Raw genomic sequence first — 20,192 nt, 5'->3', positions numbered from 1 at the left:
CTCCTGCTTCCTCTATTCGTTACTGCCGAAATGCTAGTTTCGTAGATCGAACAATTTTACGAAAAAGGAGAGTATTACTTTATTTAGAAGCTTGCGTTTACTTACCTGCCAGGGTAAAAGCGGCTCTGCGCTCGCCGACTACAATGTGGTTGTCGTTCTTGATTTCCTTTGGAACGACCGTATACAGACGGTCAATCGTCGCCTGGTTGCTGTATCCGATTTGCTCGAGGATCGAAGCAACGGCGATCGGCCACGGTGTCTCCGAGCCGTCGATCACTTTCAGCGCAAAAGCGACGCGTTCCCGAATTAAAGAGAAGCAGTAGACACCTTTGGCTCCACCCTTGGCGACGATGTTGTCGTCCCGCAGCAGCTCTGAGCAGATAAACTGATGGCTCGCGATACTGTCCGGCGCCGCGTGCATATAGCGGACCATACGCTGCACGGCTTCCCGCGTCCCGGCATCACGGATCAGCTCTGGGCAGGCCAGCTTCAGGTATGCCTTGGCGATCGATTTCAGCGGCAGTGCAAAGATCGGAAATCCGCATCCGTCAACGCCTACTTTAATCTGATCGACCGGATATTCGGCCATGTCCGCGAGTATGTGAAGGATGTCCTGCTGCAGCGGATGCGATGGCTGCCAGTAAGTCTCGGTCGGCAAGCCCATCTCCCTCGCCGCGGCCAGAATGCCGAGATGCTTGCCGGAGCAGTTATGATACAGCTTGCGCGGCGGTTTATTATCCCGCATGAGGGCGAACTTCGGCTCATCGTTCAGCGGATAGGTCGGGCAGCACAGCAGCTGCTCTTCTTTGAGGCCGGTTTTGGCCATAATGGATTCCAATGCTTCGATATGATACGTTTCGCCCCGGTGGGAGGCGGCGAACATGGCGGCTTCCGCATCCGTCAGCCCGTACTTTTCGGCGATGTTCTGCTTCATGACCGGGATCGCCTGGAACGGCTTGGCCGCCGAACGCAGGAAGGTCATATGCTCCGCATTGCCCACCTCATAGATGACTTCTCCTTGATCCGATACGCCGCACAGCACGCCGAGATGCACGTTCTCCAGCACGCCGCCGCGGTATTCCTCCACCAACGGTTCCAATTTCATACGTCAACACCCGCTTCGTTAAATTTAGTCTGCCTGCTCCATCTGTCTGTCGATGTCCAGGAACAGGTTTTGGGCCAGTATGCCCGATCCGATCACCACGCCGTCGCTCTCCAGAGCCGAGTAGACGATCTGGAACGTTCCGCGCAGCGGCTCCCACACAAATTGATCCATGCATTTGTCCGAAATGAAGTCCCGGACTTCAGGGAAGCTTTCCACCAGCTTGCCGGTCAGAATCACCGTATCCGGGTTGTATACGCAGGCGATGTTGCTGACCGTGACCGCTACGAAAGTCATAGCCCGGTCCACAATGCTCGCCGCCCAATACTCTCCGTCCTTCCTGGCCTGAAACAATTCCTCCAGCGATCCGATCGGTTTGATTTTGTTGGCCTGCTCAACAAGCGACGCTTCGGCGATATAGGTCTGCAGGCAGCCGACCTTGCCGCACTCGCACAGAAGGCCTCCCGGGTCTACTACCGTATGCCCGATTTCCCCGGCACTGTTCGTCTCCCCGCGATAGATTTCCCCATCGATGATCAGGGAGGAGCCGACCCCGCTGCCGAAGCCGATCAGCACCGAGCGGCTCGATCCTCTCGCCGAGCCATATTGGTGCTCGGCCAGCGCACGGACTTTCAGCTCGTTATCCACGGCGACCTCAAATCCGGTCAGCCGCCGGAGCTCCCCGGCGATGTCGGTCTGCTTCCAACCGAGCTGCGCGGACAGTACCACGCTGCCCCCGGCGTAATCGACAATGCCCGGCAGTCCGACGCCGATGCCGACCACCTTGCGGCGGTCGATGTCCTCCGCCTGGATCAGCTCCTCTATGGCCGAGGCGATACGCTCCAGCGTTGCTTCCGGCGTTTCGCGGGAATCGCGCGTCACCTGCGTACTGTGGACCACCTTGCCATCCAGGTCCACAATGCCGATCCGGATGCCGCTGCGGTCGATTTCAACGCCCACGGAGAGCACCGAGCCGGGATTCACGTGCAGCATCACAGCTTTCCGTCCGACGCCGGTCGTTGTCTGCTCGATCTCATGCATAAAGTCCTGCTGGTACAGCTCGGAAACGATCCGGCTGACTGTCGTGGGACTCATTCCTGTCAGTCTGGCGATCTCGGCACGGGACAGGGGCGAGTGTTTACGGATCAGTTCAAACACCGTACTTCTGTTTTTCCTCCGGATATAATCCTGATCGTGCTTCTGCATCGGAGACGGTCCTCCATTTTAATTAATTTCACCTATGGAGAAAATCTTGGTAGGAAAATGGAACACAGTGGATTCAAACTCGGCATTTAGGGATAATTACCCGAATTATCATCCGACTTTGGTCTTATAATTTCTCCAGTGATGTTATTAATTGAACTTTAATAGAATTGAGATTTCGTGTCAATATATATGTCATGTTTTTGTCGAAATTCGTCTGAATTTCCGTTTTTGAGGAAATCCCATCGAATGAAATGCAAATTTTCAGAATTGGGTTTTCAATGAAAACACCAATTAAACCGCTTACTATAACACTTCGTGTCAACTTTTTCTTTCAAAGATTAGTACGTTTCGGCCCTTTACAAGCCCCCTGTCTAACCAGTAACCATGAAACTTTTTCTGAAAATCCCCTGTTTTCCTGTTACTATGGAGGAAGAACATTTTCCGGACGGCGACCGTCTGGTTTCAGAAAGGTTGAAGCTGCAGCATGAATTCTACTTCTACTCCAGATTTGCATCCCCGTACGGCGGCAAAGGGCAAGGAACCCTTCCCTGTCTCCCTTCTGTCGCTGACGGTGGGCGCCTTTGCGATCGGCATGACCGAATTCGTGATCATGGGCATTCTGCCAAATGTAGCCGATGATCTGAACGTAAGCATCTCCACAGCCGGGCAGCTGATCACCAGCTACGCGCTGGGCGTGGCGGTCGGCGCCCCGATCCTGACCATCTTAACTCACCGGCTTCCGCAGAAGCTGCTGCTCTGCCTGTTGATGGCGTTGTTCATTCTCGGCAACGGCATTGCTGTCATCGCACCGAACTATACCGTGCTGATGGCAGCCCGCCTCATAACGGCGCTGTGCCACGGCACCTTCTTCGGCGTCGGCGCCGTCATCGCTTCCGGCCTCGTCAAGCCGCATAAGCGGGCCGGCGCAGTATCCATCATAATGGCGGGCCTGACAATCGCTAACATTATCGGCGTGCCGGTGGGCACCTTTGTCGGCCAGCACCTGGGCTGGCGCGCCTCTTTCGGCGCGATCATGGTGATGGGGATCGTGGCCCTGATCGGCATCGTCCTGTTCATCCCGAGGATCCGCCGCGATGAGTCGGCCAGCCTGGGCAAGCAGTTCAGGGCGGTAGCCCAGCCCAAGCTGCTGATCATCCTTCTGGCCTGCGCCGTCGGCAACTCAAGCTTGTTCGCCGTCTTTACGTATATCGCCCCGCTGCTGGAGCAGGTGACCGGATTCCATGAAAGCAGCGTCACCTGGATTCTCGTCCTGTTCGGCATCGGGGTCACGGTCGGCAACATGCTTGGCGGCAAGCTCGCCGACTGGAAGCTGATGCCCGCGATCCTGGGCATCTTCCTCTCCATCTGTGTGCTGCTGACGATTTTCACTTTTACCGTCAAAAGCCCCGTTGGCGCAGTCGTCACGATCTTCCTGTGGGGAGCCGCTTCGTTTGCGGTCATGCCGGGCATTCAGGTGAAAATCATGAACCTGGCGCAGGAGGCGCCCGCGCTCGCCTCGACCTCCAACCACTCGGCCGGCAACCTCGGCAACGCGTTCGGCGCCTTCTTCGGCGGATGGGTCATCGACGAGATGGGGCTCACCTCCCTGCCTTGGATCGGCGCCCTGCTCGTCGGGCTCGCCTTCCTGATCGTGCTGGCCGTCTATATGCAGGAGCGCAGACGGCAGACGGTTCCGGTGGCGGGGACGGTTAGCAAGTAAGACCGGACTTTGAGCATATACCGGAGATTACAGTGACAAGCCAAAAAACACCTCCCTTGGAAGGGAGGTGTTCTCTTTTTTGTTACATATCGTTCCCATTAAACGAGCCGGCAGGCCGAAATCATCATCCTGTCCCACCGTTTAGTTTGCACCGTTTAATGCGCCAATTCGCCTACGAAGGTTGTCACGCTTTGGGCAGGAAGCTGAGCCGTAAAAGAACCGCCCTTTACTTTAATCGAAGATCCGGCGGTCATATTTCTGCTGGCGTCCGTTACCCATGGGGTGACCTTCGACGCCTTGCCGTTTTGCAAGGTGAAGGTTTGGCTTACCGCTGAAGTGCCTTTGTTAATGGCCACAATCACGACCTTGTTGTTGCCTTTATAAGCAGAAGTGTAGACGTTGGTATCGGGGTTCTTCGTTGCATCGACCCTGACATAACCGGGGCGGACAAATTTGGAGAAATGAGCCATATTATACCCGCGCTTGCTTATCGTACCGTCCTCTTTCATAGGACCATACTGCCTGCGGATATACCACCATACGTAAGCCTCGAAATCTCCCTCTACCATCGCATTATGAATATGATAGGACACGTCAAGCGCCTCGGGCCACCGATCTGCAGAGTTAGCATCGCTGTTCGGATAGTATACTTCCGTCATCCACAGTTCTTTGCCCGCTCCCTTTTGCTTAAAGAGAGGATACGCGAAATCGCTGATCTGGGTTCCGTACAGGTGGGTACCCAAAATGTCCATATTGGCCAGGGCCTGCGGATCGTTCAGAATAGGGTCGGACATGTTTTTCAGGTATTGGAACGATTCCGGTGCGATAACCCGGCAGTTAATGGAGCCTGCATTTTCCTTCATAAAGCGAAGCATCTCTTCAGGGGTCCACCACGTCCAGGTATGGGCATAATCAGGCTCGTTCTGGACGGATATCGCATATAGGTCCACACCGTTGTTCTTCATGAAAGTAACGAAATCGTTAAGATACTGGGCGTAGTCGGCATACTTGTCATATCTTAGCCGTTTGGCCGAAGTATCTCCATTCCGGTCGAACGTCTCTGTCATATCGCTCGGCGGATTCCAAGGGGATGCAAACACAATGGCTCCGTGTGCAATCGCACTCTTGGCCGTTTCGACTTCCTTGCTCCAATTGTTCCGATCTTCATCCACATGAATTCTGAGGATGGAAAAGCCCAGCTGGTTGTCCCCATTGCCGAAGGCCGTTTCTCTTTGGGCTTCCGTCAAATCCCCAATCCAGACGGGGTGGTTGATTCCCCCAAAACCGCGAATCACCTGTTTTTCCGCCGATAAGTTGATAGTGGCGTTACTTGAAGCTGACACCTGAGCCGGCCCCGGCACGGCCAGTACGATCGAAAGGGCCGTTACACCGGCTAACAATCCGCAAACCGATTTTTTCAGACGTGACCACGTTGCGTGCATTTCCATTAATACCTCCATTATCTCGATAGAATCATTTCGCTATATAGATTGAACAAAAGTGTTGCTCTAAAACTTCCTGTTATAACGGCCCAATACGGCCTATAACATTCTTTTTTTGTTCATTCTATATTGCCGGAATAAAATTCGGTTTCCTCTCACCCCCCCTGTTTAAGTCTCGATTTCCCCTTCATTTCAGACTCGGATAACCATCGATGGGCGAGACCCCAATCCCTCGCTCAGCCAGCCGCTCTTTGATATTCAACGCTGCCCTGTAGGTAAGATTTATGACGTTTCTGCCCGAACCCCATCGAAGTTTCAATGCAACGAATGTATTCCGATTTAGAACATCCAATTGGTAAAGGAATGAGCCGTCCCCCGTAGATCATAGGGGAACGGCATCATCGAATACCAGGCGCTTGCTTGCTGCAAGCTGCAAGATTCCGCTTCTTCACTATTTTGCGTTTCCGCCTACTCCGCAAACAACGCGGCGATCCGGTCATAAGCCGGCTTCGGACGGTGCTGCGCATCGAACAGCATTGGCCAGTTTTTGCGGCCGCGCACCGGAAAATCATCCAGCCACGTATAGTCGTCGGCCGCCCCCCAGAACGTCACCCCGCTGATGACGTCGCGGTATTCCTTCAGCAGACCGAACACGCCCTCGTACAGCTCCGCCTGACGCTCGAGCATGCCTGGCTCCGGCGAAGTCAGATCGGCCCGCCTGTCATCGAAGCGGAAGACCGACACGTCCAGCTCGGTGAGCTGCAGCTGCAAGCCGAGCGAAGCATACTTCTCGATCGCCGCACGGATATCATCCAGGGACGGATCGAAGAGGTTCCAATGGGCTTGCAGGCCGATGCCGTGGATCGGCGCGCCTTGCTCCAGCAAGGACTTCACCAGCGCGTAAATTTTATCCCGCTTGGCGGGATGCGATTCGTTGTAGTCGTTGTAGAAGAGCAGGGCGTCCGGATCGGCGTCATGGGCGTATTCGAACGCCCTAGCGATAAACTCCGGCCCGGCGATGTCCAGCCACTTCGACGGACGCAGCAGTGCGTCGCCTTCGTCGGCGATAACCTCGTTGACCACATCCCAGGCATAAAGGCGGCCCTTGTACCGCCCCACCACCGTATCGATATGCGAGCGGAGCCGCTCGAGCAATAAGGCCTTGCCGGCCGGCTGTCCCTGGCTGTCCTCGAACAGCCAGTCCGGGGTCTGATTATGCCAGACAAGCGTGTGCCCGCGCATCGCCATTTGGTGCCTGCCGGCGAAATCGGCCAGCAGATCAGCATCCTCAAACGTATACACGCCTTCCTCCGGATGAACGCTGACGAACTTCATTTCGTTTTCCGCGGTAATGCTGTTAAAATGGTGTGCCAGCAGCTGCTCTTGCGACCGGATCGTCCGCGGATTGACCGCCGCTCCGATCCGGAAATGCTGCGCGAAAAGATCCTTCAGCGCCTGCTCGGTATGCGTACCCGTTGAATTCATGACAGACAGACTCCCTCCCGCCTATGGGTGTGAATTTGGACTTTAGTGAAATCCGGCGACCGCCACGCTGACCTCTTGGGAGGCCACTAAAAGGCCCTATGCGGTTCCCTTAGGGTTGAAAAATCGCCATCCACGGCGCTTTTTCGTTCTTTGACTCGGTTACTCTTTCACGCTGCCGACATTGAGCCCGACCACAAAATACTTTTGCAGGAACGGATAGACCACCAGAATCGGAACAGAGGCTACAATCGTTATGGCTGCGCGGATCGAGAGCGGCGTCACCATCGATACCGCGGTTTCCTGGTTCACGCCGACGCCTGCCGCCACGTTCGGATTGCTGTTGGAGTTCATACTCGACGAGAGCAGCTTCATCAGCTCATACTGCAGTGTACTGAGCTCCTGTCTGGAGGAGGTGTACAGGAATGCGTCAAACCAGGAGTTCCATGCGCCTACGGCCACAAACAGTGCGATGGTGGCAAGCACCGGTGTACACAGCGGGAAAATGATCCGCAGGAAAATTTTGAAATCCCCGGCGCCGTCAATCTTGGCCGATTCGACCAGGCTGTCCGGAATCGTTCCGATATAGGTGCGGATGACGATCATGTTGAACGCGCTGATCATGGACGGGAAAATATACACCCAGAAGCTGTTCAGCAGGTGCAGGTCCTTGATCAGGAAGTATCCCGGGATCAGGCCGGCGCTGAAGTACATCGTCAGCACGAAAATGACGGTGATCGGCTTGCGGAAGACGTATTCCTTCCGGCTCAGCGTATACGACAGCATCGTTGTCAGGAAGATGTTCAGCACTGTGGACAGCACGGTCCGAGCCACGGAAATCCAAAACGCGTCATAAATCGTGCCCGATGCGAACACCGCCTTGTAGTTCTGCAGCGTCCATTGCCGTGGCCATAAATAAATGCCTCCGCGGATCGTATCGTTGCCTGCATTCAGCGACACGGCGATCGTGTTCAAAAACGGATACAGCGTGACAACCACCAAAAAGATCATAAAAATCGCATTAATCGTATTGAACAGCACCGGCTCAACTTTGCTCGAGCGCATGCTTTTTCTTATCGTAACACCAGCCGCTCCCTGCGGGCTGATTTGATGATTTTCCATACTCATAACAGCCTCTCTTCCCCAAGCCGCTTTGCGGTCCAGTTGGCCACCAGTAACAGGGCGACGCTCACGACCGTTTTAAAGATCCCGCCGGCTGTGGCAAGTGAATAGTTTCCTTGAGCAATCCCGTATTTCAAGACAAAGATATCGATCGTTTCGGCCCAGTCCACGACAAGCCCGTTGCCGAGCAGGTACTGAACCTCAAAGCCAGCGTCCAAAATATGACCGATGGACATGATCAGCAAAATGACAATCGTGGATTTGATCCCCGGCAGAGTTACATGAAGCATCTTCCGGTAGCGGTTGGCTCCGTCCATCTCCGCTGCTTCGTACAGCGCGGGATCGATCGACGCCATGGCGGCCAGATAGATGATCGTGTTCCAGCCCACTTCTTTCCACACATGGGAAGCACCGACGATGCCCCAGAAATACTTTCCTTCGCTAAGCCATAAAATCGGTTCCTTGATCAAATGCAGCTTCATCAAAATATCGTTGACAATGCCGTCGGAAGCCAGCGAAGTGGCTACGATCCCGGTCACGATAACCCAGGACAAAAAGTGCGGCAGGTAAGAAATCGTTTGTACCGTCCTTTTCCAAATGACCTTTCGAATTTCGTTGAGCAGCAGCGCGAGCACGATTGCCGTTACGAAACCAAGCACGAGATTGATAATGCTCATCCCGAGCGTATTGCGCAGCACCCGCATAAAATCGTCATCGGTAAACAAAAATTTAAACTGCTTGAATCCGACCCAGTCCTGTTGGCTGAAGGAACGCGCCGGTTTGTAGTTCTGAAATGCCATCGTCCAGCCCCAGACCGGAACGTAGGCAAATAAAATGATATACAGCGTCAAGGGCACGGACATCCAGATCAACTGCTGCTGGCTCTTCAGCACAGCCCAGGTCAGCTTCCGTTTCTTCTCTGGTTTCCGGACAGCTTTCTTATTGGTTACAGTCACAGCCATACGTTTGCTCTCCTCACCATATTCAAATTCCGGAGCGGGTATCTATAAAGCGGAAGGCGCTCATTCGCGCCTCCCACTTTCTGTGAACCCTTATTTGCTCCAATTATCGATTCTCCACTTGATTTGCTCGTTGATCTTGTCTTCGTACGCCTTGACATCAACCTTGTGAATTTGTGACGTGTACTCATTCCATACCGAATCAAAATCGGACGGGTTCGCCAAAACGGCTTTCGGCAAATACTTGGTGGACAGATCGTTCAGCTTCGTGTTCGCTACTTTGGCTGGCGATCCTTCGACCAGATCGATGGACCAGGCCGGGTAGTAAATCGGATTCTCCGGCGGCTCGCTGAAGAAATCGACGTAGCTGTCATAGCCGTAGGCTTCCAGGAATTTTTTGTCGTAATCGTTCAGGCCCGCTTTGTATTCTTCCGGCTGTGCAGCGGCGTCGGTGGAGTTGCCGTCGCTGAAGCTTCCCTCGATTTTCGGCAGGTTTCCGAAAAGGGCGTCAGCTTTGTTCGCCAGCTTCCATGTTCCGTCCGACTGCTTATCGCGCTGCTCCTGGGTCCGCATAAACCGGCCCTGGTCGTTGACGATGTAGTCCTCACCTTCAATGCCCCATGAGAACACTTTTTGCCAATCTTCCGTGATCAAGGTGTCGAGCAGCTTGATGATCTTCACAGGATCCTTTGCATTGACGCTGATTCCGAAGCCGTTGTTCAGGTTAAGCACAGCCCGGTCGCGATAATAGTCCTTCGTGCTTGTGTCATATACGAGCGGAAGTCCCACATACGTCCGGTTAAACTTCTTCTGGGTGATCAGCGAGTTCTCGGCATTCTGGAAGTTCCAATGCTGGTCGAACATGCCGAGCACCGTGCCGCTGGACAGTTTTGCCAGGTACTGGTCAAAGTTCTGCACGAACGTCTCTTTGTCGATCAGCCCCTGCTCGTTCATTTGATTCAGCTTCTGGTAATATTTCTTGGCATAATCCTTATCGGCAAAAATTTCGGCTACGCCGTTGTTCACAACAACTCCGCCGTCGTTCGGATGACCAATCAGATGCTGAGGCGGGTTAAAGAGACCCCAGTTTTTCCAGTCATAGTTCAAAATCTCAAAACCGATCGTCGGGCTGCCGTCGATGGTCGGATGCTTCGCCTTATACTTGGCAATCAGGTCGAAGTACTCGTCCAGCGTCTTCACCTTCGGATAGCCGGCCTCAGCCAGCACGTCCTTCTGAACCCAGAAAGCCGGCCCGGAATACCAGGTGCTGTTCAGCTTGCCGTTGTATACTCCATAGTTCGGCAGAATATAAATGTGCCCGTCGTTCGGGTCCTTCATCATGTTCCAGTATTTTTCATAATGCTTCTTCAAATTTGGCGCGTACTTCTCGATCAAATCCTCGAGCGGAATATAGGCTCCAGCCGCTGTCAGCTTCGTGTTGCCGGTCATCAGATCCGGGTAGTCGGAGCCGGCAATCATGACGCCCAGCTTCTGGTTAATGTCGCCTGCCAAAAACTCGAAATTAAACGTGGCTCCCGTCTCATCCTTGATTTTTTTGTAAATCTTGTTGTCCGGAGTGGGCTGCTGCCCGGCTTCCCCGATGAAAACGCTCACGTTGAACGGCTCCACCTTTCCGTCGCTGCTGCCCGTCGCTGTCTGCCCTGTAGAGCTGCTGCCATTGTCTGCGCTGTTGTCTTTGCTGCCGCCGCAGCCGGACAGGACTACACTGAACGTCATCGCCATGAGTATGCCAAGACGAACCAGCGGTTTAAATCTTCCCCCCATGTAAAGCACCTCCGTCAAATTTTAGCCACACCAAGCTTTTTATTGTAAGCCTTTTCATGTAACTGCCTTTATTGTAAAAGCGCTGCCATAGCCGAAACTATATCGGAATTAAAGGAGTCACCTTCAAAACTTTAGAACTTCCTTTTTTTGTATTCATTGGGGGACATCGCATGCCTCGCTTCGAACTGCTTGAGGAATTGGCCGTAATGGCTGTATCCGACGCGCTCCGCAATTTCGCTGTTCTTCAAACTGCTGTTTTCCAGCAGGCGTACAGCCTCTTCAATCCGCAGATTATGCAGCATTTCGTTAAAGCCGATGCCGTTCTTCTTCAGCAGCAGCTGGCCGAGATAAACGGGATGCAGGTAGAAGACCTCGGCCAGCTTGCGGATCGTCAGCGGCTCCCGGTAGTGCTCGCGGACGTAGTCGATAATTTCCTGGGCAATGCCCTGGGACTGCCGCTGCTGTTCCCGTATAAAAAAGTCGATGCAGCCCTCGGCGCAGGACAGCAGATCGCCCATCACGTCGCCAAGCGTCATCACAGTGCCGGATATCCGGGGAATGTCGTACTTTTCGATCCAGGGCTCCGCTGCCTGGCCGGCTGCTTCGCGCATATGGCTCATGATTTGATACATGACATGGATGGCGAGTTTTTTGACGATGTCCGGATTCGACATGGACTCCCGCAGACTGGAATCCGCTAACTGTACCGCCTTTCGCATAGCCGGCTTGTCCAGCAGCGATACGGCCTGGAGCATTTCTTCAAACAGATCAAACCGCTCGAAATGATCCTCAAACTGGAGATGTTCCACCTGCTCGTAGAGGATCAAGCCCGGGGCATGATCAAGGTAAAAAGCATATTGTATGGCCTTCTTCGCCGCCTTGCAGCAGCAGCCGATCCGAAGCAGGCTGTTCTCAGCCTGCCCTGACGCCATAAACACCCGCTGTCCGTCCGCGCTTTCCGCCAGCAGCTCCTCCGCCATCGTGTAAGCTGCCTTATCGTTATCCTCTGCCGAGCTCCAACCGTACACGATCCCGAACCTGCTCGGCTCCAGATCGACCAGATATATGTATTCGCCCGCCTCTGCCATTGCAGCAGCCTTCGCCCGCAGCCTGGCAAGAGCATCCGGCGCCGCCTGCACCAGGCACATATTCCATACCGGCATGGCATCTGACAGGCGGGTGACCTCCTTCTCCCTGCCGTCCAAGGCGTCCGGGCCGCCGTTCAGCAGATCTTTAATCATCGAAACCGCCTCTTCGTAAGAAGCCATCCTTGTCAGGCTCTGTTCCTCCCGCTCCCGCACGAGCTCCCTCCGAATGTCCCGGATCTGCTCAGCCGCCTCCTCCGGAATGACCGGTTTGAGCAGGTACGCATTGACGCCGTATCGCAGCGCCTTCTGGGCGTATTTAAATTCGCCATATCCGCTGACAATGGCGAATTTGACCGGTTCTGTCCCCTCCCGGCTCCACGCCTCGATCATTTCCAGCCCGTCCATCAGCGGCATCCGCACGTCGGTGATGACCAGGTCCGGCGCCAGCTCCCGGATGAAATGCAGCCCTTCCTTTCCGTTGCTTGCGCGGCCGCACACCTCAAAGCCCAGCTCCTCCCAGTCGATCCACAGCTCCAGCCCCTCCAGGGCAGCGGGTTCGTCATCGATCAACAACACTTTAAATGTCATGGTTCCCCTCCTGTATTACGGATCGATCAGCCTGCCATACCGCTTAGAAACTTGATCGGAATTTCAAAAAATACGGTCGTGCCCTGCTGCGGGCTGCTTACGATATCAAAGCGCACCTGATCGTGATAGTACAGCTCTAGTCTCCGATACACGTTGCGGATGCCGATATTGGCGCCGGACTCGTATTCGGTCTGTACCGCCTTTTTAATTTCCTTGAGCCGCTCCAGCTCCATGCCTTTGCCATTATCCGCAATAACGATGCGCAGACGCTCTTCGGTAACGTACGCGCTGACCGTTACGATGCCCTGTCCGTCGATCGCCTGAAGCCCGTGTTTACAGGCATTTTCCACGAGCGGCTGAATGCTCATTTTCGGGATTTTGTACTGCAGCGCGTCCGGATCGATATCGAAGCGGTATTCGAATTTGTCACGGAACCGGAACTTCTCGATTTTGAGATACATGTCGATAAACATCATTTCTTCCTCCAGCGTCACGATGTCTTCCTTCCAGCTGAGGAGCCGCCGCAGCAGCTTGGACAGGCTTTTGATGATGTCGGTTACGTCCGTGTAGTGGTTTTTCGTACAGACGACGAGGATCGCATTCAGCGTATTGAACAGAAAATGGGGATTCATCTGGCTCTGCAAAAAGTTCAGTTCGGCCCGCACCCGCTCCATCTCCAGGTTTTTCTGCTGGATTTCCAGCTTGTACACGTTGTTGATCAGGAACTTGATCCGGCCGGTCATCTTGTTGAAATTGCGGATGAGTCCGCCGATTTCATCCCGCCCCTCGTCGATCTGGATCAGGTCGAACTTCTCATTCGTCACCTTCTGCATATGCCGTGCCAGCCGCTTCACGCGGTAATTGTAGGATCTCAGCATAATGAAAATAAATCCCGTCGTGAACAGGGTAATCCCCGCTGCGACGATACCGACATACAGTCTCATTTCGTTCATTGCCTTAGTGATGCGCACACCCTTGGTGATCCCGATCAGCCGCCATCCCTTGACGTATTTGGCGGTGCCGATATTGACCGAATGAACGTCCTGTTCCTTGTCCTCAGCAGACAGTTTGAACACCGGGTACGCGTCCGTCGTGCCGGTCTGGTATCCGCTCTGGGCCGACATAATGATTTGGTTCCGCTCATTGACCAGGTAAAGATCCAGGTAATCTTTTTCCCGGACAATCACGTCATAAATTTTGTTCAGGTCGATGTCGATTCGCAGCAGCTTCTGATAGTGGTCGTAGTTATCAAAATAATCCATCCGCTCGATCACGCTCAAATAAGGAGCCGTAAACACGCTGCTGTTGGCTTGGTTGGCCCGGTACGCCGCGACGAACACCGGATTCTGCGAGTCCTTCCACAATTTATACCAGTCGCTCGCCCGGACCTCGTCATCGATGACGTGGTAGTTCCCTCCGTCGACGATCGTCGGATTATCCGTGAAAATACTGATGCGCTCGATTTGGTTGTTCACCGGAATGTAGCTGGTCACCCGGTTGCGCAGCTGCTCGTCAAAGGCGTCATAAAAATCGATCTGGCTCGCATATTTCCGGTCGAGTATTTCATACAGCGTCTTATCGCTGCTTAAGGCATGGCTGACCGCTACCCCGCCGTCGATGAAATCGTGAATATCCTTTCTCGCCCGCTCGATCGAGATATCAAGGTTCTGCTCCTCCCGCGCTTTGATCAAGTCCGACAGGCGGTCCGTCACCACCAGGTTGATGACGATCACCGGGAGCAGCACGCCGACGATAAAGATGAGCAGAAATTTATAATTCAGCGGAATATCGTTGACGATCTTCCGGAGCTTGAATTTGCGCGTGGACATCATTTCATCGCTCCCCCATCGGTCCATCCGGCGAATTTCCGGCATCCTGCTTGTAGGCCGAAGGCAGCATGCCGGTTTTCAGCTTGAATTTGTTAATAAAATAGTCCGTGTTCGGGTAGCCCACCTGAAGCGCCACGTCGGAGATTTTTAGCGGGGAGCGCTTGAGCAGTCTTTTCGCCTCTTCGATCCGCTTGTCACCCAGGTATTCGTTAAACGGCTTCCCCGTCGTTTTCTTGAACAGCTGGCCCAAGTAAGTCGCGTTCATATGAAAATGCCGGGCCAAATCCTGCAGCTGCAGCCTTCCGCGGAATTCGCGGTCGACGTATTGCACGACCTGGTAAATGGTGTTGCTCTCGCTGCTCAGCTTCAGCTCGGACAGAAGGGTCCCCGCCTGAAGGCAAAAACGTTCCACATAGGCCTGAAGCGCCCGGTAATCCCTGATTTCACCAAGCGTGCCAAGCTGCCTTTCCTGCGCCTTCATCAAAGCGGCCGGGTCGCCGTTCAGGTCCTTGATCAGGCCGCAGACGGACCATTCCATATCCGCCACATGGGTCTTCACCCATTCCATCTCCACGGGACCCGCGGCAATCCACGCGAAAGATTCCTTGACACAAGCGGTGATGCCTTCCGGATCCCCTTCCTGCACCGTTTCCAGAAGCGTTTTGAATGTTTGCAGGAGCCGCTCCCGGTTTACCGGACGGATGCACTCCTGATAGAAAAACACTCCGCTTTTCCCCAGACAGCGCTTCCGCTCCACGACCTCCACCGTTTGGGCATACAACTCCCGGATCGAGCGCAGACTGCGTTTCGGCTCGCTGACGGCGATAATGACCGGCTCGTCCAGCCGTTCAGTCAGCTCCCGGTGAATCTGGATCGCGGCGTCCTGCAGACGGCCCGAAACTGAGGCGCCGGACTGCGCGACAAATCCCATTCTTCCGCATCCGTCCTGAAAAAGACAGCCTGTTTCTCCCTCAAATCCTCGAGTCAGCAGCGGACTTACCTCAGCGGGATCGAATACGTTTTCTATCCATACCAGCAAGCATTGCAATTCTGAATTGCCCTCCAGCTTCAGGGAGCGCTTGATCTGCTCCTCCATGGCTTCGCCGTACTCTCCCTGTATCAGCCTGTTCATCATATGGCTGACGGCCAACAGCTCCTTTTTCGCCTGATGATGCTCTGCTTGAATTTCATCGCCGATCTTCCGGCTGAGCTTGACGAGCAGTTCGCCGATCTCCTCGTCATCCACCGGTTTAAGCAGGTATTCAGCCACCCGCTGCCGCATCGCCGCCTGGGCGTACGAAAAGTCGTCATAGCCGCTCAGCACAACGAATTTGGGTGGTTTGGCCAGCAGCCGATTCGACTGCTCGATCAATTCGATGCCGCTCAGCACCGGCATGTTGATGTCGGTGACCACCAGCTCCGGACGATGCTCCTGAATGAACCGCAGCGCATCCGGTCCGCTCTGTGCCTCCCCGCAAACCTGAAAACCGTATTTGTTCCAGTCGATCATCGTCCGGAGCCCCTCAAGAACCCACGGCTCATCGTCCACCAAAAGTACGTTTAACATGATCCTCGCTCCTTACTCATTGACCCACCCGTTGTAAGCGCATTCATTAAGACGTGTATGGCAGGTTTCCCTCTATTACCTTCTAAGTTAGCCTGATTTTAGCAAAAGAGTTGTAAAAAAGAAACCGTTCTCTTTCTGCATCTTTACGCCATACCCGCCTGAAAAAGGATAATGACAGAAACCGCTGACTTAGGTTACATTTCAACTATGTCATTCCTCTTCCATACCACTTTCCGTTCAGAAAGGTTGACCCTGATGCGAACGAAACTGAACCGGTTCAACACGCTCCGGAACCAAATGCTCTTCGGCTTTCTGTTTGTGATGCTCATTATTTTGTCGGTCGTGGGGATCGTGAACTTCGATACAGTCTCCAGGCTGCTGAAAAACAACGCAGAGAAGCACATTCAACAAACGGCCATCCAGGCGAGCGGAAGGCTTGAGGCCGTTCTGAACCAAATCGATTCCCTGACCACTCAGGTCGCCACCAATACCTACGTTCAACAGGTGCTGCTGAACGAGTCGGCAGGCAGGCACGCGACGTTCTCGGAACGCCAGTCCTTGCTGAACAGCATCAAAATCGTTCAGACCTATGCCGACGGCGTCAACTCGGTCGAGCTGTACAGCGGCAGCAAACGCAGGCTGTTCCCGCTGGATGAAGGCCATCTGAACAGCAGAATCAGCCAGAAATGGATCGACAACGCCCGCGAGGAAAAAGGGCGCATCGTCTGGATCGGGATCGATCCGCTGGATCCGAATTCCGTGCTGGCGATCCGCAGCGTCAGTCTGATGGACCAATGGTTCAGGCCGGGCGGGTATCTCCTCATCCGGATGAACCGTGAGATTTTTCAAATCAACGAGGCGCTGAACGAGGATGGCGGCCGCGAAACGATGCTGCTTGCCGACCGGAACTACAGCCTCATCGCCGTGAACGACGATCAGGTCACGCCCTGGCGCATCAAGTCCCTGGTGGATACGAACGACGCAGTCGTCGCCATCGACGGACAAAAGTACATGCTCGTCAAGCAGCAGTCCGCCTTGACCGGATGGACACTGCTGATCCTGACGCCAATCAGCGCGATCACAAGCGGCATTTCCGTACTGCGCACCGCGATCCTGGTCTCCGCGGGCATCGGCAGCATCCTGTTCATTCTGCTGTCCTTCCTGCTGTCGACCCTGATCACGCGGCCGGTCTTCCGCCTGATCAAGACGATGCGCAGCGCCCGGCTCAGCGGCCTCAAGCCGACGGTGCAAATTTCGTCCACCATCGAAATCAACGAGCTGAATCACTCCTACAACCAAATGGTTGAGCATATGAACGAGTTGATTGAGCTCGTTTACGAGAAGGAGATTTTGCAGAGCCGCACGGAATTGAAAGCGCTGCAGGCCCAAATCCATCCCCATTTTCTATTTAACACGCTTGAAGCGCTGTACTGGTCTCTCATGGAAAAAGACGAAGACGAGCTGGCCGAATATGTCGTGGCGATGGCCGATCTGTTCCGCTATACGATCACCGGGCCGGGCAAGGAGGAATGGGTCCGGCTCGAAGATGAGCTCGAGCATATCGAGCGCTACCTGCTTATCATGAAGATGCGGCTCGGCGACCGGCTGTCCTGGTCGATCTCGTCGCCGCCGGCCTTGGCATCGGTGCCGATGCCAAAGCTCCTGATCCAGCCCCTGGTGGAGAACGCCATCCTGCACGGCATTGAGGGCCGGATCGGCCCCGGCAAGGTGTCGGTCGGCGTCTCCCTGTCCGCGGATCAGATGCATCTGGTCGTCACGGTGACCGACGACGGAAAAGGCATCGACGAGGACAGCCTCCGCCGGATCGTCACGGCGCTCCAGACCGGAATGACGCCGCCCTTCAAAGGCTCCGGCATGGGGATTTTTAACGTCCAGCAGCGGATCAAGCTCTACTACGGCGGGGACCGGCCGGATGAATCCGGGCTGGCGATCGACAGCCAAATCCACCGGGGCACCCGGGTAAGCTTAACCATTCCGATCCAGACAGGAGAGATGTAACGATGGTTAAATCGAAAACGATTTTAGTCGTAGATGACGAACCCCGAACGAGACAAGGATTGACCCGCATGCTGGAAACCTGGGGGAACGGCGCATGCAGCGTCATTTCGGCGGACAACGGCCGCGACGCCCTGGACCTGCTGGAGCGCGAGGCGGTCGATCTGCTTATTACCGATATCCGCATGCCGGAGATCAGCGGACTGAATCTGGTGCAGCAGCTGGAATCCGGATCACCGGCCGCCCAGCCGGCCATTATTCTGATTTCCGGCTACGCCGAATTCGAGTATGCGCAGCAGGCGATCCAGCTGGGCGTCGTCAATTATTTGCTCAAGCCGATCCGCAAGGACAAGCTGTTCGATGCTGTAGAGAAGGCGCTCCAGGTTCAGGAGGAACGCTCGCGGATGAGCAAAATCCAGCGCATGGTCGACAGCAAGCTCCTTGACGCCACCGGGGACGTGAATACGCTGGCAGAGCCGGTCCAAGAAGCGCTTCAATACGTGTCGCAGCATTTGGATCAAGGCTTCGGTCTGCGGGAAGTGGCCGATCATGTCCATTTAAACCCCAGCTATTTCAGCGTCCTTTTTAAGGAGCAGATGGATATGACCTTTATCGAATACGTCACCAGGCTCCGAATCCAGAAGGCCAAGGAGCTTCTCCTGCAGACCAAGCTGCCGGTCTCGGAAATCGCCGAACGCGTCGGCTATCAGACAACCAAGTATTTTAACAAGGTCTTCAAGGACTACGAAGGCGCAAGCCCTGGCGCCTACCGCAAAGGCGGTCAGGCAGCACCCAAATAAAGTGGAACTATACCCAAACGCTGTGCCCTTATGTCCTCCTAATACGGGATGCTACACTTGGCTTCAGAGGGAAAGCGCATACATCTCTCGCGATGATACGAAGGGGGAAAGGGCATTTATGAAAAAGAAATGGTTATCCGCATCCATGCTGCTGCTGGCATTGACACTCGTGCTGTCGGCCTGCGGCGGAAGTAAAAACAGTTCGGACGACGGCAAGACGGCCGCTGGCGGCGGGAGTTCATCCGGTGGGTCCGGTGATAAAGTCACGATCAAAATGATGCACCTGTGGCCGGACGGCAGCAATTCCGCCCAGAACAAGCTGGCGAAGCAAATCATCAGCGAATACGAGCAGGCCAACCCGAACGTCAAAGTCGAAACGGAAGTGCTTGAGAACGAGCAGTATAAAAATAAACTGAAGGTCCTCTCCGCCTCCAACAGCCTGCCGGACGTTGGCTTTACATGGGCTGCCGGATTTTTGGAGCCGTACGTTAAAGGCAACATGTTCGCTCCGCTGGACGACCTGCTTCAAGGCGACCTGAAAGACAAATTTGTAGCGGGAACGACCGAAGCCTACGCCGTGGACGGTAAAACATACGCGCTGCCCGTCGAGCTGAACATCGTGCCTGTTTATTACAACAAAGAGATTTTTGCCAAATACAATCTGCAGCCGCCGAAAACCTATGAAGAATTCAAAAATATCATCAAAACGCTGAACGACAACAAAGTCACCCCGATCGCGCTAGGATCGAAAGACGCCTGGACCGGCTCCTTCTGGTACATGTACCTGGCTGAGCGGCTCGGTGGTCCAGACGTGCAGGATCAGGCAGTAGCCAGCAGCACATTCAGCGATCCAAGCCTGATCCAGGCCGCCAAGGAAGCCCAGGATTTGGTGAAAAGCAATGCCTTTGTAAAAGGCTTTAACGGACTGTCCAACGACGAGGCCAAATCCGAATTCATGAACGAGAAAGCGGCCATGTACGCTATGGGAACGTGGGAAGTGCCAAACTATACGACCAATCCGGATATCCCGCAGGAATTCAAGGACAAGATCGGCTTCTTCAAATTCCCGACGATCGAAGGCGGCAAGGGGAACATTAATGACTGGGTCGGCGGCGTCGGCGTCGGTATGTTCGTCTCCGAAAACTCCAAGGTCAAAGAGGATGCCAAGAAGTTCGTCAACTACTTCGTCAAAAGATGGGGTGAGCTGTCCGTGGTTGACGCTGGCATTATCCCGGGAACAAAAGTCGACACCTCCAGTGTCAAGCTGCCGCAAATGTTCATTGACGTCTTGAACGAACTGAATAACGCCAGCAAAGTCATTCTCTATCTGGACGTACAAATGAAACCGGGTGCCGCAGAAGAACATTACAACCTGATCCAGGCACTGCTCGGCAATGCCATCACACCGGAGGAATTCGCCAAAAAGCAGGAAGAGGCGCTAAAGACCGGCAAGTAACCGTCATGGTAGGGGATGAAAGGACGAACC

At 54.3% G+C, this 20,192-nt stretch carries 14 protein-coding genes; 4 read left to right on the top strand and 10 right to left on the bottom strand.

Annotation, left to right across the window (positions count from 1 at the left end; translation table 11 throughout):
• Positions 1-97: 97 nt before the first annotated feature.
• Entirely contained in the window at positions 98-1,105 is a 1,008-nt protein-coding gene (locus MKY74_RS10540) for an asparaginase (RefSeq protein WP_076170527.1), read from the bottom strand.
• 24 nt (positions 1,106-1,129) lie between these two features.
• Positions 1,130-2,308: an ROK family transcriptional regulator gene (locus tag MKY74_RS10535; RefSeq protein ID WP_076170528.1), complete on the bottom strand. Its 1,179-nt coding sequence runs from the start codon at positions 2,306-2,308 to the stop codon at positions 1,130-1,132.
• 484 nt (positions 2,309-2,792) lie between these two features.
• On the opposite strand from MKY74_RS10535, the gene MKY74_RS10530 reads away from it, so the two are divergent.
• Entirely contained in the window at positions 2,793-4,028 is a 1,236-nt protein-coding gene (locus MKY74_RS10530; protein ID WP_076170529.1) for an MFS transporter, read from the top strand.
• A 155-nt stretch (positions 4,029-4,183) separates the two neighbouring features.
• Here MKY74_RS10530 and MKY74_RS10525 read toward each other — a convergent pair whose 3' ends face one another.
• From MKY74_RS10525 to MKY74_RS10490, 8 genes are all read right to left on the bottom strand, one after another.
• The gene (locus tag MKY74_RS10525; RefSeq protein ID WP_076170814.1) at positions 4,184-5,470 is read right to left on the bottom strand and encodes a glycoside hydrolase family 30 beta sandwich domain-containing protein; all 1,287 of its coding nucleotides are present in this window, start codon (positions 5,468-5,470) and stop codon (positions 4,184-4,186) included.
• A 468-nt stretch (positions 5,471-5,938) separates the two neighbouring features.
• Complete coding sequence (locus MKY74_RS10520; protein WP_076170530.1) at positions 5,939-6,955, bottom strand: endo-1,4-beta-xylanase; 1,017 nt, start codon at positions 6,953-6,955, stop codon at positions 5,939-5,941.
• A gap of 159 nt (positions 6,956-7,114) precedes the next feature.
• Positions 7,115-8,074, bottom strand: coding sequence for a carbohydrate ABC transporter permease (locus MKY74_RS10515; protein WP_076170816.1), 960 nt, complete (start codon positions 8,072-8,074; stop codon positions 7,115-7,117).
• Positions 8,075-8,076: 2 nt separating this feature from the next.
• Positions 8,077-9,036: an ABC transporter permease gene (locus tag MKY74_RS10510; RefSeq protein WP_076170531.1), complete on the bottom strand. Its 960-nt coding sequence runs from the start codon at positions 9,034-9,036 to the stop codon at positions 8,077-8,079.
• A 90-nt stretch (positions 9,037-9,126) separates the two neighbouring features.
• On the bottom strand, positions 9,127-10,818 hold the full coding sequence (locus tag MKY74_RS10505) for an ABC transporter substrate-binding protein (protein WP_076170532.1): 1,692 nt from the start codon (positions 10,816-10,818) through the stop codon (positions 9,127-9,129).
• 131 nt (positions 10,819-10,949) lie between these two features.
• Positions 10,950-12,494, bottom strand: coding sequence for a response regulator transcription factor (locus MKY74_RS10500; protein WP_076170533.1), 1,545 nt, complete (start codon positions 12,492-12,494; stop codon positions 10,950-10,952).
• A 26-nt stretch (positions 12,495-12,520) separates the two neighbouring features.
• Positions 12,521-14,323 (bottom strand): sensor histidine kinase, encoded by a 1,803-nt coding sequence (locus MKY74_RS10495; protein ID WP_076170818.1) that lies wholly within the window; start codon positions 14,321-14,323, stop codon positions 12,521-12,523.
• Between the two features lie 4 nt (positions 14,324-14,327).
• Positions 14,328-15,890: a response regulator gene (locus MKY74_RS10490; RefSeq protein WP_076170534.1), complete on the bottom strand. Its 1,563-nt coding sequence runs from the start codon at positions 15,888-15,890 to the stop codon at positions 14,328-14,330.
• 255 nt (positions 15,891-16,145) lie between these two features.
• Between MKY74_RS10490 and MKY74_RS10485 the strand changes: the two genes are divergently transcribed.
• The 3 genes from MKY74_RS10485 (at position 16,146) to MKY74_RS10475 (ending at position 20,162) form a co-directional block, all read left to right on the top strand.
• Positions 16,146-17,909, top strand: a complete 1,764-nt coding sequence (locus MKY74_RS10485) for a sensor histidine kinase (RefSeq protein WP_076170535.1) — start codon at positions 16,146-16,148, stop codon at positions 17,907-17,909.
• A 2-nt stretch (positions 17,910-17,911) separates the two neighbouring features.
• A complete protein-coding gene (locus MKY74_RS10480; protein ID WP_076170536.1) occupies positions 17,912-18,706 on the top strand; it encodes a response regulator transcription factor in 795 nt (264 codons plus the stop codon).
• 118 nt (positions 18,707-18,824) lie between these two features.
• A complete protein-coding gene (locus tag MKY74_RS10475) occupies positions 18,825-20,162 on the top strand; it encodes an extracellular solute-binding protein (RefSeq protein ID WP_076170537.1) in 1,338 nt (445 codons plus the stop codon).
• Positions 20,163-20,192 lie beyond the last annotated feature (30 nt).

Source organism: Paenibacillus sp. FSL R5-0378, assembly GCF_038009285.1.
In the GTDB taxonomy this organism is placed as follows: domain Bacteria; phylum Bacillota; class Bacilli; order Paenibacillales; family Paenibacillaceae; genus Paenibacillus_AQ; species Paenibacillus_AQ favisporus.
Note: the sequence above shows the minus strand (reverse complement) of the source record. Positions and strands in the feature narration are given on the sequence as shown.